Genomic DNA, 16,158 nt, shown 5'->3' with positions numbered 1-16,158 from the left:
TGTTATAAGTTAAAAGTTTATAAAAGCATTTACGGGATTGTATTTATTTTGGTTTTAAAAATCTTAATAAAAAATTAATTTATTTTTCAAATAATTGATAATCAGTACCTTAAATACTTAAAAAAATCATAACTATTTTACTTTTAATTATTTTTTTATGTAGTCAATCACAAAATCAGTCATTTGTGAATAAGAATGTATAAGTTTGTAATAGTAAAATATAAGATATGAGTCAAGAAGAGTTATTAGTATTAATTTATAAGAAAGACGAAAGGGCATTTACACATCTTTACGATATGTATTCCAAAAGTTTATTTTCGGTTATTAATGTTCTTGTAAAAAATAGAGAAGAAGCAGAAGATGTCCTTCAGGATGTATTTGTAAAAATTTGGAAAAACATAGATTCCTATCATGAAAGTAAAGGAAGATTCTATACTTGGATTCTGAACATTGCCAGAAATACTTCTATTGATAAGCTGCGTTCTAAAAACTTTAATAACAGTCAAAAAAACCTTTCCACTGATAATTTCGTAAATCATTTTGAAGACAGTTCTAAACTTGCCGACAAAATGGATGCTATAGGTATGCAGGAATTTGTAAAAAGACTAAAACCGAAATGTATTCAAATAATCGATTTACTGTTTTTTAAAGGTTACACCCAACAGGAAGCTTCGGACGAATTGGTAATTCCTTTAGGAACGGTAAAAACACAAAATAGAAATTGTATTAATGACTTAAGAAATTATTTGAAAGTATAATGGAAACAAAAGAATATATAGGATCAGGCATACTAGAACTCTATGTTTATGGTTTACTCAGTGAGCCTGAAAACGAAGAGGTAAACATCATGGCAAAAAATAATCCGGAAATTAACGACGAAATTATAGCGATTGAAAAAGCCATTATTGCTTTGTCTTCCAGCTTTTCGCCGTTCCATTCTGTGGCTAATTTTGAAAAAATAAAAGAAAAATTAGAGCTTAAACATGCAGCGGTAATTCAATTAGAGCCATCCAAAAATTGGTCTCAATACATTGGTTGGGCAGCGGCAATACTATTATTAGTGGGAATTGGTTACCAATATAATCAATTGGATCAAACCAATACACAAGTAGTCAATACTGAAATTGAGAAAGCCAAATTAGAAAAAGAATTTAACGTCTTAAAATTAAAAAATACAACAAACGAAACCAGTTTAGCGGTTGTAAGAGACACAAAAAATACTGTTGTTGCTCTTGGAGGACAAGCAGTTGCTCCAGAATCTTTTGCAAAAGTGTACTGGAATCAAGAAACTAAAGTAGTTTATATTGATGCTGCCGGTTTGCCGGAACCACCTAAAGGAATGGTATATCAGGTTTGGGCATTGAAATTAAGCCCGTTGACTCCAACAAGCATTGGATTATTGGAAAACTTTGATGTAAATGAACAAAAATTATTTGCGGTCAATAATGCTAATGAAGCAGAAGCTTTTGGAATTACACTTGAGCCTGCCGGTGGAAGTTTGACTCCTACAATGCAACAATTATATACGTTAGGAAAAGTGTAAAAAACATCATTTTCAGATAAAACTAAAAAAGGTTCAACTATAAAGTTGAACCTTTTTTTATGAGAATTATCAAATTTTATTTCTTGTAATACTTCTTATATTTTGGATACGAAACAGCACCAAATAAAGCTATTCCTCCTAATGAATACCATATCCAATTTAAGGAATGGGCTTCTCCGCTCGCATAGGAATGCAATCCTACCAAGTGAAAATTCACACCATAATACGTAAACAAAATAGATATAAAGGCAAACATGCTCATCAAATTAAAAATCCATTTTCCACGTAAAGAAGGTACAAATCGAGCATGAATTACAAAAGCATATACCATAATACTAATTAAAGCCCAAGTCTCTTTTGGATCCCAACCCCAATAACGTCCCCAACTTTCATTAGCCCATTGTCCACCAAGAAAGTTTCCAATAGAAAGCATAATCAAACCTATTGTCAATGCCATTTCATTGATATACGTGATTTCCTTAATATTCAAATCCATTTTGGCTTTGTTTTTTTCATTGGTAAACAAAATCAGTAACAGTGAAACAGATCCTAAAATCATTCCTAGCGCAAAAGGTCCATAACTCGCCACAATTACTGCAACGTGAATCATCAACCAATAGGAGTTCAGAACGGGTTGTAAATTTGCAATTTCCGGATCAATCCAGTTTTGATAAGCAGCCCAAAGAATCATTGCGGTTACAAAGGCTGATGAAGCAACAGTCAATTTTGATTTTATATCAAATGCCAAACCAAAAAACATGGTTGCCCAAGCTATATATATGATCGATTCATATGCATTACTCCAAGGTGCGTGACCGGAAATATACCAACGGGCAATTAAACCTGCAGTATGCAATACAAATAATAATCCTATAATAATATGCATTGTATTTACTGCTATAGCTAATACTTTGCGCTCTTTGAAGATTTGCAAAATCGTAAAAAACAACATCAAAATCGCCGCTAAAATATACCAATAAGGAAGTTTCTTGAAAACATCATATGTATTATACAATATTTCGGTCGTGATTTTTTCTTCACTTGGTCTCACTTTGCTGCCAAATCTTTTTTGGAAACCGTTCATGCTTTCCAGTAATTCATCGGCTGTTTTATAATCATTGGAAACGGAAGCATTAGCCAACGAACCAAAATACAATGGCAATACACTCTTAGTATAGGTAGCTTCCATTCCTTTCAGACCGGATTCATTCAATTCTAAATAAGAAATCCATTTGTTGTTTTTATCCTCTGGAATGGGGAAAATTTTCAATATTCGTCCGCTTAGCGCAGATTCCATCAAGTTTACTTTTTTATCAGTTTCGATAAAACCTTTCTCGAACTGGTTTGGATTTGCTGATTTGAATGACTCTTCAAGATATTTAGAAAGTTTGTAATTCCCTTTTTCATCAAAAAAAGCGACAAAAGGAGCGTATTTTGCTTTTTTATCGATACCAATAATTTTTCGGATACTATCGTTTTCCGGTTTGATGTAGATAATTGGAATTTCAATCCAATAACTCGCATATTGTGTCATGGACAAAAATACTTGATCAGAATTCATTCCTTTATAAGAATCATCATGACTTACTTTTCGCAACAATTCAGAAGAAAACGTATTGATAGGTTTCATCCTTCCACCAGCATCCTGAATAACTAATCTTCCGAATTTTGCAGCATGCACTTCTGGAACTTTATATTTAGTAATCAAAGCATTTAGTTCGTCTTGACTCAATACTTTTTTAGTATGATTTGCATGTGCTGCCGGCGTTGCTTCGGCTTCAGTATGAGCTTGCCCTTCATGATCCGCGTGATTGTGTTCTTGCTCCTGTGCGAAACTATTGAAACTGAACAACAAAAGCAAAATTGTCAAGAGCTTCGCTTTCTTCATTTTTACAACTTCCAATTTTCTTTTTACATCTGCAAAACGGGAATATTTAGTAAACATAATCGCCATCATCGCAAAATACAGCATAAAATAACCAATATAGGTAATTGTAGTTCCCCAGAAATCGTGGTTTACGGATAATATTGTTCCCTTTTCATCAGGATCAAACCCCGATTGAAAAAAGCGATATCCATCATGATCCAACACATTATTCATATATATTCTGGCATCAAAAGGTTCTTTGTCCTCAACGGTAACTTTACTCTCAAATGAGGAATAACTTTTCTCTGTTCCCGGATATTTCTGTGCAATGAAATCATTCAATTTTATCTTGAAAGGCAATACATACGCTTTACTTCCGTAAAAAAAAGTATAATCGATTTTACCTATTTTCACTGTTTTAGAATCTCCTAATTTACCTTTGGAACCTAGAACAGTAACCGTTTTTTCTTGGCCATCGGCAGTAATTTTTATGGATAATGCATCTTCATGGTTCTTTGCTTTAAAATCATTCTCAGATTCATAATCAACAACACCTTTTACTGCAGGATCTGGAAATACAAATCGCATTTCGCCAATACTGTATAACGAACGCATCATCAATGGCTGTGCAGTATCCTTAGTCACTTTGCCTTGTAGTTTATCAGCCATTCTCATGAAGTTTCCTTCAAAAGGCGTTAGAATCGTATAAGCACTTCCTGTCGTATTAATGTTTATGGCTCCGTCAGTATGTTTATTTAAAGCAAATAATACATTATGAATATTTTGAACTTCACCGTCTTTCAAAAAATGCTCGTGACGACCGCCGTCTCCGGCTTCTACAATTTTCAAAAACACAGTTCCTTTAGGATCGGGTTTGATGTATTCTTTGGCTCCCATGATGAAATTTTCATATTCTACTTCAAATGGTGTATCCGCAAACTTACCTGAAATACTGAAATCATTGTTGGTAGCAGGAGAAAGCAGTACTTGTTTTTCAAAAACCCTGCGTTTCATTTCCCCATTATATTCCCCGTCTGCAAAAACAGTCAGGAACGTTTTATCTGAAAAAATTTGATTTTCAGTTGCGCCTTCGCGAATAGGCATCATCCCTTCATAACTGATGTAACGTGTTACAAAAGCACCAGCAATAATGAAGATAAAAGACAAATGGAGTAATAAAGTGGCCCATTTTTCTTTTTTTAATAACTGATAACGCTTGATATTTCCAATGAAATTAATCATGAAAAATACATGTATGGCCTCAAACCACCAGGCGTTATAAATTAAAATTTTTGCTGTGTCGGTATTGTACTTGCTTTCGATAAAAGTTCCGGTAGCCATTGCAGCGGCATAAGAAATAAATAAAAGGGCCATTAATCGAGTAGAAAACAAAAAAGAAAATATTTTTTTATCCATTTTTATGGGATTATGTTTTGTAAAAGTGCCACAAAAGTACTTAAAAATGTTGACTTCTATATTCGCGCATTTGTTAATTTAATCCAAAATTAAGTTGCTCTGTTTTCTGGGATAAAAGTATATTTTAATTGATGTTACAGTTTGTTACCCAATCGAAAATTGAATAAAACTCTTAATATTTTTTTGCTAATTTTGTCATATGACTAAAGTTATAATTATTGGTTCAGGAAATGTAGCGCAACATCTGATTGCGGCATTTCAAAATTCTCAAAATCTGGGAGCTGAAATCGAATTGGTTCAAGTTTTTTCAAGACAAACAGGAAGCGTCTCTCACCTACTCGATTTAAGTCAGATTACAAATGATTTGGATACTTTAGCTGAAGCCGACTTGTATATTATTGCCGTTTCTGATGATGCCATTGAGGTCATTTCTTCGCAACTTCCTTTCAAAAATCGTTTGGTGGTTCATACCTCCGGAAGCGTTCCTTTGAAAGTTTTGGATGACAATAATCGAAAAGGAGTTTTCTATCCTTTGCAGACTTTTACCAAAAACAAGGCGGTTGATTTCAGAACAATTCCAATATGTTTAGAAAGCGAAAATGCAACAGATTATCAATTATTGGATAAAGTGGCCAAATCAATTTCTGATAAAATCTTCGCTATCAACTCCGAACAGAGAAAAGCATTGCATGTTGCAGCGGTTTTTGTCAATAATTTCACCAATCATTTGTACCAAATAGGCCAGGAAATTTGTCAGGAACATCAGGTTCCTTTTGAAATTTTAAACCCTTTAATTACAGAAACAGCTCAAAAAATAATGTTACTTTCGCCGTCAGAAGCTCAAACTGGACCGGCAAAACGCAATGACAATGCAACTATCGAAGCACATGAAGCTTTTTTATCCAATGAAAATCACCTTAAAATTTATAAAACACTAACACAATCAATACAAGAGAATGGCAAAAAGTTATAAAGAAATAATGAATGATATTACTACGTTTATATTTGACGTAGACGGCGTACTTACTGACAGTTCTGTTTTTGTAACCAATGAAGGAGAAATTCTTCGCACCATGAATATTCGTGATGGTTACGCCATGAAAGCTGCGGTAGAAAGCGGTTATAATGTTTGTATTATTTCGGGAGGAAGCAACGAAGGTGTTCGCGTTAGATTACGAAATCTGGGAATTACTGATATTCATTTGGGTACACCAAATAAAGTAGAAACATTTGATGAATATACTGATGTATACCAAATAAATCCAGAACACGTTTTGTACATGGGCGATGATATTCCAGATTATCACGTTATGAAATTAGTGGGATTACCAGCTTGTCCGCAGGATGCAAGTCCTGAAATCAAAGCTATTTCCAGATATATTTCACATAAAAACGGAGGAAGAGGAGCTGTACGAGATGTTATTGAACAAGTTATGAAAGCACAAGGGAAATGGATGACATATTTTGATGGGAAACACGATTAGTTATTATTTATAAATTTTAAATGAAATAAATGCTGCCATTTCTAAAACTAATCCGTTATCAAAACCTACTGATGCTTGCTTTTATGCAGCTTATTTTCAGGTTTGTTTTTTTTAAATTTCAGGATATTCATTTGGCATTAGCCGATTGGCAATATGGATTATTGGTTTTATCAACCATTTTAATCGCTGCGGGAGGGTATGTTATCAATAATATTTTTGATCAAAATACGGATACTATCAATAAACCGAACAACGTAATAGTAGGCAAAACCATTTCTGAAACCAATGCGTATAATTTATACATTGGACTTACTGTTGCCGGTGTCGCTATTGGCTTTTATCTGTCAAATGTTATAGTAAAACCTGGTTTTGCGTCTATTTTTATTCTGATTGCAGCCACGCTTTATTTGTATGCAACAAGCCTGAAACAAATGGTGGTTATTGGTAATATTATTGTGGCATTGTTGCTTTCTTTTAGTGTGATTATCATTGGGATTTTTGATTTATTCCCGACGATTCATGAAGGAAATCAACAACAAATGGGCGTTCTTTTTTCAATTCTTTTAGATTACGCGTTATTTACTTTCTTTCTTAATTTCATGAGGGAAATAATTAAAGATATAGAAGATGTTGATGGTGATTATAACCAAGGAATGAATACTTTACCAATTACAATAGGCAAATCGAGAGCCGCAAAAATAGTTTTTGGATTGAGCTTTATCCCTATTCTTTTTATGCTTTATTACATCAATAAATACCTCCTTGAGTTAATATTTACAACTGTATATCTATTGCTTTTTGTTGTGGGACCATTGTTTTATTTTGCCGTAAAAATTTGGACTGCAAAATCTAAAAAAGAGTTCCATACGCTGAGTCTGCTGTTAAAATGGGTTCTGCTATTTGGAATTCTATCCGTTATTGTTATAAGTTTAAATATAAAATACAATGCTTAAAAATAAATTAAAAAAGTACACTTTAATTCTGGCTTCGGGTTCACCGAGACGACAGCAATTCTTCAAGGATTTAGACTTGGATTTTGAAATTCGATTGAAAGAAATTGAGGAAGTTTATCCTCCGGAATTAAAAGCGGAGCAAATCACTAATTATCTGGCTGAATTGAAAGCCAGCGCTTTTGAAGGAGAGTTAAAATCGAATGAAATTCTGGTAACCAGCGACACCATCGTTTGGCATAACAATAAAGCATTGGGCAAACCAAAAGACGAACAAGATGCCTTTGAAATTTTGAAATCATTATCAAATGCGACGCATGAAGTAATAACTTCCGTTTGTTTTAAAACCAATGAAAAAATTGATTTATTACACGAAGTGACCAAAGTTACTTTCAACCAATTAAGCGACGAATCGATTCGTTATTATTTAGAAAACTACAAACCGTATGATAAAGCGGGTGCTTATGGCATCCAGGAATGGATCGGTTTTATAGGTGTTTCAAAAATTGAAGGTTCGTATGCGAATGTAATGGGAATGCCTACGGACAAAGTGTATGAATATTTGAGTAAATTAGCGTAATTAAATTATGAATATGGCCTTTTTTCAAGAATATACAAGAGAACTAATTGCAACAGGAATTCTGGGAATTTTACTGATTTTATTCCGTATTATTTCAACAAAGCTGGTACGACGCTACGCTAAATCAAACCAAACTCTTGAGCATAGAACCAATTTAGTGATTAAATACCTTCACTTATTTATCAATATTTTGGTAATTATTGCCTTAATAATAATTTGGGGAGTTCAGACCAAAGACATTTTTATTGGACTTACCTCTGTTACAACCGTTGTGGGTGTTGCTATGTTTGCCCAATGGTCTATTTTGAGCAACATCACATCAGGTGTTATTTTGTTTTTTTCTTTTCCATTTAAAATTGGGGATGTCATAAAAATCCATGATAAAGATTTCCCCATTGAAGCAGAGATTGAGGATATTGGTGCTTTTCATGTCTACTTAAAAACCATTGATGGAGAAAAAATTATTTATCCAAATAACCTGCTTTTGCAAAAAGGGATTTCAATACTGAAAGACCATTTTGAGCATAGAGAATTCATGGATTAATTGTAATTTTACAAAAAGTTAATTATCAATTCATTCTATTTTGCAAATCAATTGATTAAAAGTGATAATTTTACAACTATTAATGAGAAATATATAATACTTTAATTTCTTTAACACTTCATATTTGTCAATTAGAAACAATGCGATTCATAATTGAATAATAAATTCGTTATTTAAAAAATAAGAGAATATGAATGAGATCTTAAAACTTCCATTTTATGCTAAATTAACCCTGATTTTATTGGGATTGATGGCTCTTCTTTTTGTTTTTTATATTGGTCAGGATATATTGGTTCCCATAATGATGTCGTTTTTATTTGCAATATTATTGTATCCTATCGTTCAATTTTTAAAATCAAAACTCCATTTCCCACATGTATTGGCAGTAATGATTTCAGTACTTCTTTTTGTATTAGTTTTTATTGCTCTTTTTGTATTCCTCTCCTTTCAGATTAGTGATATTGCCAATGATTTTGATAAAATTGAAAGAAATATAAATATTCATATTAGAAATATTCAAGGGTTTATCAAAGATAATTTTCATTTAAGTTCTAGGGAACAAAAACAATATTTGGATACTGCCACCGAAGATTCCATGGAAAAAGGAAAAGAAATGATTGGTACGACTATAATGTCATTTACGGACACCTTAGTCAATTTGACTTTAATACCCATTTATACTTTTTTAATACTACTGTACAGAACACATTTCATGCTGTTTTTATCTAAACTTTTCAAGAAAGAGAATCATGAACAGTTAAAAAATATTTTAACTAATATTAAAATAGCCATCAACAGTTATATTGTTGGATTAATTATAGAAATGATTTTAGTTTCAGTAATGACTACGCTCGGATTCATGCTTATTGGTGTTAAGTATGCTATTTTACTAGGCATAATTACAGGGATTTTAAATCTAATTCCTTACATAGGAATACTTTTTGCAGGAGTGCTGAGTATTGTGGCTTCGCTTACAGGTTCACCGGATTTATCCATAATAGTTGGGATAATTATTATTACCATAATTGTTCAGTTAATTGACAATAACATTTTGGTCCCTATGATTGTAAGTTCTAAAGTAGAGATAAATGCGTTTGTATCGATTATTGGGATTATTATAGGTGGCGCAATTGCAGGAGTTTCCGGTATGTTTTTAGCACTTCCAGTTCTGGCAGTACTTAAAGTAATTTTTGACAGGATAGAACCCTTAGAACCCTGGGGATACCTGATGGGAGATCATTTACCAAAAACGTATACTTGGCGTAATATTAAATTACCGCTGTTTGATTCAGAATCTACACCAAAAAAAACCATCATTAAAACAGATATTATAGTTCCGGTGTTTACTGAAACTACAACAGAAAAAGATGCTAATAAAACCAATGAATAGTTTCTAAAATAGTAAATTCGAATATTCAAATTCTGAATTTTGTTAATTCGAACTAGTACTTAAAAGATTTTTTCTTTTGTTTTGTTAACAATGTTTAAAATTATTTTTTTTATCATGTTTAAAAAACAAAAACTGATTCTAACTATTTTGATTTTCTGCTGCTATCAGATTTCTTTTGCTCAAGTAGACAAGAAGGAAAAAGATTCTTCAGTAGTGTATAAGCAAATTCAAACCTATTCCAAAAAAAATAAATTTACCAAACTCTTTCATAAATTAGTTTTCAGACCTGTTAATGCAAAAAACAATAAGGAAAAAATAGTGCCAAAAAAATTCAAAAACTTTGAAGGAAAAATTATCAGGAAAATCAATATTGTTACATTAGATCCATTTGGCTATTCTGAAATTGATACTACAAAACAACCTAAAAACTGGGCTGAGCGAACTGGAAACAGAATTCACATCAAAACAAACAGGCTTGCCATTAGGAACTTATTGCTTATCAAAAAAAACAAACCCTTAGATTCCTTATTAGTAAAAGAATCTGAACGTTTAATAAGAACTCAAAGATATATCAGTCGGGTTGATGTAACCCCGCAATTGATTAGCAATAATAAGGATTCAGTAGATGTTTACATTCGGGTTTTAGATACGTGGAGTATTATTCCAAAGGGTTCCATATCAAGTTCGAGAAGCAGTTTTGAACTAAATGATCGTAATATTTTGGGTTCAGGTCATGAATTTAATACTGAATTCACAAACAGATTCAGCGATGGCAAAAATGCTTATCGTATACAGTACACCATTCCCAACTTCAAGAATACATTCATTAAAACCACCGTGAATTATCATATCGATTTAGATGATTATTATAGTAAAAGTATAAACATCGAACGACCATTTTATTCTCCATTCACAAAATGGGCTGGTGGAATCTATTTTGACAAACAGTTTAGAAAAGATACAATTCCTGATACTAATGCCGTATTTGCTTTCCAAAATTTCAAATACAATTCACAAGATTTATGGTTTGGTCGTGCTTTTAGGATTTTCAAAAAAAATACGGAGAATGATAGAACTACGAATTTAGTAGTTGCTGGTCGATTTTTGAATGTAAAATATCTGGAAAGTCCAATAATTGATTATGATCCTAATGATTTTTATTCTGATGAAAAATTTTCACTTATAGGAATTGGTATCACTTCCCGTAAATTCGTTCAAGACAGTTATATTTTCAAAAATGGAATTATTGAAGATGTACCTATTGGAAAAATATTTGGTATAACTTCGGGCTATCAATATAAAAACAATCTGGGCCGTTATTATTTAGGAGCTCGGGCAGCTTTTGGGAATTTTTATAAATGGGGATTTCTAAGTGCTAATTTGGAGTTGGGTACTTTTTTTGAAAAATCAAATACTAAACAGAATGCTTTTTCTTTTCAGGCTAATTATTTTACTAATTTAATGAGTTTTGGAAAATGGAAATTGCGGCAGTTCATTAAACCTCAATTAATTATTGGTTCCAATCGCGTGGATATTATTGGCGATCAACTTAATATTAATGAAAATTACGGTATTCACGGATTTAATAGTGCTGATTACGGAACCGAAAAAGCAATACTGACTTTGCAAACTCAAGCTTATGCACCTTGGAATCTTTGGGGATTTCGATTAAACCCCTATTTTAACTATTCAATTGCGATGCTGGGAAATCCCGAAAAAGGATTATTGGAAAATAAAGCCTATTCTAAAATTGGGATTGGATTAATAATAAATAATGATTTTTTAGTATTTAGTTCTTTCCAAATTTCACTTTCGTACTATCCATCAATACCGGGGAATGGTGAAAATATTTTCAAAACCAACGCTTTTGAAACTACTGATTTTGGCTTTCAGGATTTTGAATTAGGCAAGCCACGTACCGTAATTTTTAAATAACAAAAGTTCCTTTTAGCAGTCACCATTTTGTGCAAATCAATTTAAAAATCTGATTTTAAAAACATTAAATACTCTTAATATTCCAAAAGTGAAAATTATGTAATTTAATATCATAATTATATAAGATTACATTAAGTAATATAGCTTACTTTTATAGTACAGAAATTAACAACTAAAAACCTATAAAGAAATGAAAAAGGCACCTTTTACTTAATGATGTTGGTATTGTCATTAAGTGTTGTTCCAACTCAAATGTTAGCTGCTGAAAAAAACCAACTTCGGTTTTAAACACTCCAAAAGAAGTTCCTGCAAAAGTTAAGGTTTTGCTTAATCGTCTTAGACTTTTATTGCAAATAAATTTATAGCTGTAGAAAAAGGAAATGAATCATTGTTTATTTTTTTATGAAATCTTACCGAACCCAATTAAATGTTAATGAGTTCCTATTGGTACAATTGTTGACTTTACTATAAAATGGAATAAAAATAGTAATTGAAAAGTTACTATAAATTGATTACTAATTAAAATTTTGAAAAATGAAAACATTAAAATTAATCATCGCAGGAATGATACTTTTAGTATCCAGTAATACGATGCAAGCACAAGTTTCAGTAAATGTAAATATAGGTAGTCCTCCAGCATGGGGTCCAGTTGGTTACTCAGCTGTAGATTATTATTATTTACCGGATGTTCAAGCGTATTATGATATAAGAGCTACTCAGTTTATTTATTTTGGTGGAGGAAAATGGATTCGTTCGAGAAACTTGCCGTATCAATACCGAAACTATAATTTATATAATGGTTACAAAGTAGTACTAACCGATTATCATGGTTCAAGACCATACAGTAACTTTAATAGTCATAAAGTAAAATATTACAAAGGATACAAAGGTAAACCTCAAAAATCAATAGGTTCCAATCGTAGTAATAAAAACAAAGTATATAAAGATAATGGGAATAAAGGAAATGGGAATAAAGGAGGAAAAGGAAATAATGGCCATGGAAATGGGAAAAATTAATACTGATTTCATATAATTTAAAAAGAGAGTTCCAAAAAAATTGGGACTCTCTTTTTTTTTAAGCACAAAGATATAATTAAATGGTGTTTTTTTTGTTTTGGCACAGTTGTTGGCTTAATGAAAAAAGCACCGTAATAAAGAGTTATTATAAAAAGCTATTACTAATTAAATATTTGAAAAAATGAGAACATTAAAATTACTCGCCGTAGGAATTATCCTTTTTGCATCAAGTTCAATACATGCACAAGTCTCAGTAAGTGTAAACATAGGTACGGCTCCATCTTGGGGACCTGTAGGATATGCAGAAGCTGAATATTATTATTTGCCAGATGTTGAAGCGTATTACGATGTAAGAGCCACTCAATTCATTTATTTTGGAGGCGGAAGATGGATACGTTCAAGATATCTACCAAATCAATATAGAAACTATGATCTATATGATGGATACAAAGTAGTATTAAACGATTATCATGGTTCAAGACCGTATAGCCACTTTAATAATCATAAAGTAAAATATTACAGAGGATATCATGGAAGAGAACAAAGAAATATAGGGTATAACAATAACCGTAGAGTATATGTAAGCCAAAGAGGGAATGATAATCATAGAAGATATGATAATGATAACCGCAGAGAATATAGAAAACATGATAACCGAAATAAAGGAAATAATGGACATGGAAACGGAAACGGGCGCGGAAATGGACATGGGCGTGATAGAGATTAATCCCAATTTTATTTAAAAGAGAGAGAGAGAACCTTAATGGGTTTTTCTCTCTTTTTTTTATTATTAAAGAAAACCCAAAATATTTCAGAAAAAATTATTTAATTCCTACATTTGAAGTTACTGCAAATTAAATTTAAAAAAATGCAAAAAAAATACGTACCAACTATTCTAACATTTCTTTTATGTTGCCATATAACAATTGCGCAACAACCCCAAAAACTAAATTCTGTTGAAATTTACAATCAAATTCAAAAGCTTAATTTTTTAGGTTCGGTACTTTATATAGCAGCACATCCTGATGATGAAAATACCCGATTAATTTCTTATTTATCCAATGAACAAAAAGCAAGAACGGGATATTTGTCTTTGACACGTGGTGATGGTGGCCAAAATTTAATAGGTACACAATTACGGGAATTATTAGGTGTTATAAGAACCCAAGAACTTATCGAAGCCCGAAAAATTGATGGAGGGGAACAATTTTTTTCTCGTGCCAATGATTTTGGTTTTTCCAAAAATCCGACAGAAACTTTAGAAATTTGGGATAAAGAAAAAGTATTGGCCGACGTTATTTGGGCAATTAGAAAATTTCAACCCGATGTAATTGTCAACAGGTTTGACCATAGATCATCCGGAACTACCCACGGTCATCACACTTCATCGGCAATGTTAAGCGTAGAAAGTTTTGAACTGGCCAATAATCCTGTTATTTTTCCCGAACAATTACAATTTGTAAAACCTTGGCAAACCAAACGCCAGTTTTTTAATACTTCTTGGTGGTTTTATGGAACTATAGAAAAATTTAATGCCGCTGATAAAAAGAATTTAATTGCTCTGCAAACTGGGGCTTATTATGCTGGATTAGGAAAATCAAATCAGGAAATAGCAGCATTAAGCCGCAGTCGCCATCAATCGCAAGGCTTTGGAAGCACTGGCGCGCGTGGCGAAGAAACAGAGTATTTAGAGTTTATAAATGGAGACGCTTTAAAAGAAAAAAAATCGCTTTTTGAAGGAATTGATACTTCTTGGAACCGGGTGAAAGGAGGAAAAGCCATCGGAGTGTTATTGACAACTATTACAGCTGAATTCGACCACAATAATCCTTCGGCAAGTATTCCAAATTTGGCGAAAGCCTACTCCATGATGGAAGCATTAGATGAAAATCACTGGGCACCCCTGAAATCGGCAGCCATAAAAGAAATTATAGCAGCTTGTTCAGGTTTGTATCTTGAAGCCGTAGCCCAAAATCAGGAAGCTACTCCCGGAAGCGTTATCAAATTGAAACTCGAAGCCATTAACAGAAGTTCAGCGTCAATACAATTAATGAGCGTAACCACTTTACCGGAACAAATAAATACCGCTCAAAATCGCGAATTAAAAAATAATATTTTAAATAACATAAACTTAGATTTAAAATTACCCGAATCTATTGACTACACACAACCGTATTGGTTAAGAGAAAATGGAACCGTTGGAATGTACTCCGTAAATCAACAACAAAACATAGGGATTCCAGATGTTATTCGGGAAATTAAAGTGGTTTTTAATATTCAAATTAACGGAATAGAAATCCCATTTGAGCGAACCGTTATTTATAAATACAATGATGATGTAAAAGGCGAAGTGTACAATTATCTCGACATCGTTCCTGAGGTTACCACTTCAATTTTGGACAAAGTATTACTTTTTAAAGACACAAAAATTAAATACGTAGGTGTAAAAATTAAAACGGGTAAAGATGCCGTAAAAGGAAATCTACAACTTGAACTCCCAAAAAACTGGGGTGTTTCTCCAAAATCAATTCCTTTTAACATCGAAAAAAAGGGAACGGAACAAATTGTTTATTTTGAGGTAACTGCACCAAATAAATCCGAAGAAGCTGTAGCCAAAAGTGTTGCAATTATTGACAATAAACGATTTGACAAAGAACAGATCATCATTAATTATGACCATATCACTAAACAGCAAGTTTTAAAATCGGCTGAAGCCAAATGCATCAAAACGGATTTAAAAACAAATGAAGAGAGAATTGCATACATTATGGGTGCTGGAGATGAAGTTCCTAGCAGCCTGACCCAATTGGGATACAATGTTACACTGCTTAAACCCGAAGAAATAACACCCGAAAAATTAGAAAATTTTGATGTAATTATGACAGGTGTTCGTGCCTACAATACTGTTGCAGCATTAGCAAATAAACAAACGATACTTTTTGACTTTGTAAAAGGAGGAAAAACAATGCTCGTTCAGTACAATACAGCTGGTGATCTTGTAACCGAAAATATCGCACCTTATCCATTGAAACTGTCCCGCGACCGTGTAACCGAAGAAGATGCTGAAGTTCGATTTTTAGCGCCAAACCATCCCGTTTTGAATTTCCCAAACAAAATCACTTCTAAAGATTTTCAAGGTTGGAAACAAGAGCAAGGATTGTATTACCCAAGTGAATACGACAAAGCCTTCACTCCTATTCTATCTTCAAATGATAAAGGGGAAAGCCCTAAAAATGGTGCTTTACTGATTGCTCCCTACGGAAAAGGACACTATATTTATACGGGCTTAAGCTTTTTTAGAGAATTACCCGAGGGCGTTACCGGTGCTTATAAATTAATTTCCAATATCATTTCGTTACAATCATCCGAAAAAATTCCTATTCAAAAAATCAAGCCCTAACCCAATCTAAAATGGAAACAAAAAAAGTAAAA

At 32.6% G+C, this 16,158-nt stretch carries 13 protein-coding genes; 12 read left to right on the top strand and 1 reads right to left on the bottom strand.

The genetic code is table 11. The annotated features are described in order from the left end of the window. Positions 1 to 227 precede the first annotated feature (227 nt). Together E0I61_RS05900 and E0I61_RS05895 are read left to right on the top strand one after the other, a co-directional pair. Positions 228 to 758, top strand: a complete 531-nt coding sequence (locus tag E0I61_RS05900) for an RNA polymerase sigma factor (RefSeq protein ID WP_131994219.1) — start codon at positions 228 to 230, stop codon at positions 756 to 758. Then, positions 758 to 1,543, top strand: a complete 786-nt coding sequence (locus E0I61_RS05895; RefSeq protein WP_132070062.1) for an anti-sigma factor — start codon at positions 758 to 760, stop codon at positions 1,541 to 1,543. Before E0I61_RS05900 ends, E0I61_RS05895 begins: the two co-directional genes overlap by 1 nt. A gap of 76 nt (positions 1,544 to 1,619) precedes the next feature. Here the strand turns inward: E0I61_RS05895 and ccsA are convergent, their stop codons facing one another. Continuing rightward, positions 1,620 to 4,826 carry a cytochrome c biogenesis protein gene (gene ccsA / locus E0I61_RS05890; protein ID WP_132070060.1) on the bottom strand — a complete coding sequence of 1,069 codons (3,207 nt, stop codon included), beginning with the start codon at positions 4,824 to 4,826 and terminating at the stop codon, positions 1,620 to 1,622. A 199-nt stretch (positions 4,827 to 5,025) separates the two neighbouring features. Between ccsA and E0I61_RS05885 the strand changes: the two genes are divergently transcribed. From E0I61_RS05885 to E0I61_RS05840, 10 genes are all read left to right on the top strand, one after another. Further along, on the top strand, positions 5,026 to 5,799 hold the full coding sequence (locus tag E0I61_RS05885; RefSeq protein WP_132070058.1) for a Rossmann-like and DUF2520 domain-containing protein: 774 nt from the start codon (positions 5,026 to 5,028) through the stop codon (positions 5,797 to 5,799). Then, positions 5,783 to 6,310: a KdsC family phosphatase gene (locus tag E0I61_RS05880; protein WP_131994231.1), complete on the top strand. Its 528-nt coding sequence runs from the start codon at positions 5,783 to 5,785 to the stop codon at positions 6,308 to 6,310. Before E0I61_RS05885 ends, E0I61_RS05880 begins: the two co-directional genes overlap by 17 nt. Positions 6,311 to 6,339: 29 nt before the next feature. Continuing rightward, positions 6,340 to 7,263 (top strand): geranylgeranylglycerol-phosphate geranylgeranyltransferase, encoded by a 924-nt coding sequence (locus E0I61_RS05875; RefSeq protein ID WP_132070056.1) that lies wholly within the window; start codon positions 6,340 to 6,342, stop codon positions 7,261 to 7,263. Further along, on the top strand, positions 7,256 to 7,840 hold the full coding sequence (locus E0I61_RS05870) for a Maf-like protein (protein WP_132070054.1): 585 nt from the start codon (positions 7,256 to 7,258) through the stop codon (positions 7,838 to 7,840). Before E0I61_RS05875 ends, E0I61_RS05870 begins: the two co-directional genes overlap by 8 nt. 13 nt (positions 7,841 to 7,853) lie before the next feature. Next, on the top strand, positions 7,854 to 8,384 hold the full coding sequence (locus E0I61_RS05865) for a mechanosensitive ion channel domain-containing protein (RefSeq protein WP_131994338.1): 531 nt from the start codon (positions 7,854 to 7,856) through the stop codon (positions 8,382 to 8,384). Positions 8,385 to 8,574: 190 nt separating this feature from the next. Then, complete coding sequence (locus tag E0I61_RS05860; protein ID WP_131994240.1) at positions 8,575 to 9,774, top strand: AI-2E family transporter; 1,200 nt, start codon at positions 8,575 to 8,577, stop codon at positions 9,772 to 9,774. A gap of 114 nt (positions 9,775 to 9,888) precedes the next feature. Beyond that, entirely contained in the window at positions 9,889 to 11,709 is a 1,821-nt protein-coding gene (locus E0I61_RS05855) for a BamA/TamA family outer membrane protein (protein ID WP_132070052.1), read from the top strand. Between the two features lie 534 nt (positions 11,710 to 12,243). Continuing rightward, positions 12,244 to 12,726: a hypothetical protein gene (locus E0I61_RS05850; protein WP_131994246.1), complete on the top strand. Its 483-nt coding sequence runs from the start codon at positions 12,244 to 12,246 to the stop codon at positions 12,724 to 12,726. 181 nt (positions 12,727 to 12,907) lie between these two features. Next, complete coding sequence (locus tag E0I61_RS05845; protein WP_132070050.1) at positions 12,908 to 13,453, top strand: hypothetical protein; 546 nt, start codon at positions 12,908 to 12,910, stop codon at positions 13,451 to 13,453. 141 nt (positions 13,454 to 13,594) lie between these two features. Continuing rightward, entirely contained in the window at positions 13,595 to 16,126 is a 2,532-nt protein-coding gene (locus tag E0I61_RS05840) for a PIG-L family deacetylase (RefSeq protein ID WP_132070048.1), read from the top strand. Positions 16,127 to 16,158 lie beyond the last annotated feature (32 nt).

The sequence above is a fragment of the Flavobacterium ranwuense genome (genome assembly GCF_004349315.1).
In the GTDB taxonomy this organism is placed as follows: Bacteria; Bacteroidota; Bacteroidia; order Flavobacteriales; family Flavobacteriaceae; genus Flavobacterium; species Flavobacterium ranwuense.
The sequence above is the reverse complement of the archived record's forward strand: the minus strand, read 5'-3'. Positions and strand labels throughout refer to the sequence as shown.

Excerpts from the sequence above, each read along its gene's own strand:
- E0I61_RS05900 (WP_131994219.1), top strand. The coding sequence starts at position 228 with ATGAGTCAAGAAGAGTTATTAGTATTAATTTATAAGAAAGACGAAAGG.
- E0I61_RS05895 (WP_132070062.1), top strand. The coding sequence starts at position 758 with ATGGAAACAAAAGAATATATAGGATCAGGCATACTAGAACTCTATGTT.
- ccsA (WP_132070060.1), bottom strand. The coding sequence starts at position 4,826 with ATGGATAAAAAAATATTTTCTTTTTTGTTTTCTACTCGATTAATGGCC.
- E0I61_RS05885 (WP_132070058.1), top strand. The coding sequence starts at position 5,026 with ATGACTAAAGTTATAATTATTGGTTCAGGAAATGTAGCGCAACATCTG.
- E0I61_RS05880 (WP_131994231.1), top strand. The coding sequence starts at position 5,783 with ATGGCAAAAAGTTATAAAGAAATAATGAATGATATTACTACGTTTATA.
- E0I61_RS05875 (WP_132070056.1), top strand. The coding sequence starts at position 6,340 with ATGCTGCCATTTCTAAAACTAATCCGTTATCAAAACCTACTGATGCTT.
- E0I61_RS05870 (WP_132070054.1), top strand. The coding sequence starts at position 7,256 with ATGCTTAAAAATAAATTAAAAAAGTACACTTTAATTCTGGCTTCGGGT.
- E0I61_RS05865 (WP_131994338.1), top strand. The coding sequence starts at position 7,854 with ATGGCCTTTTTTCAAGAATATACAAGAGAACTAATTGCAACAGGAATT.
- E0I61_RS05860 (WP_131994240.1), top strand. The coding sequence starts at position 8,575 with ATGAATGAGATCTTAAAACTTCCATTTTATGCTAAATTAACCCTGATT.
- E0I61_RS05855 (WP_132070052.1), top strand. The coding sequence starts at position 9,889 with ATGTTTAAAAAACAAAAACTGATTCTAACTATTTTGATTTTCTGCTGC.
- E0I61_RS05850 (WP_131994246.1), top strand. The coding sequence starts at position 12,244 with ATGAAAACATTAAAATTAATCATCGCAGGAATGATACTTTTAGTATCC.
- E0I61_RS05845 (WP_132070050.1), top strand. The coding sequence starts at position 12,908 with ATGAGAACATTAAAATTACTCGCCGTAGGAATTATCCTTTTTGCATCA.
- E0I61_RS05840 (WP_132070048.1), top strand. The coding sequence starts at position 13,595 with ATGCAAAAAAAATACGTACCAACTATTCTAACATTTCTTTTATGTTGC.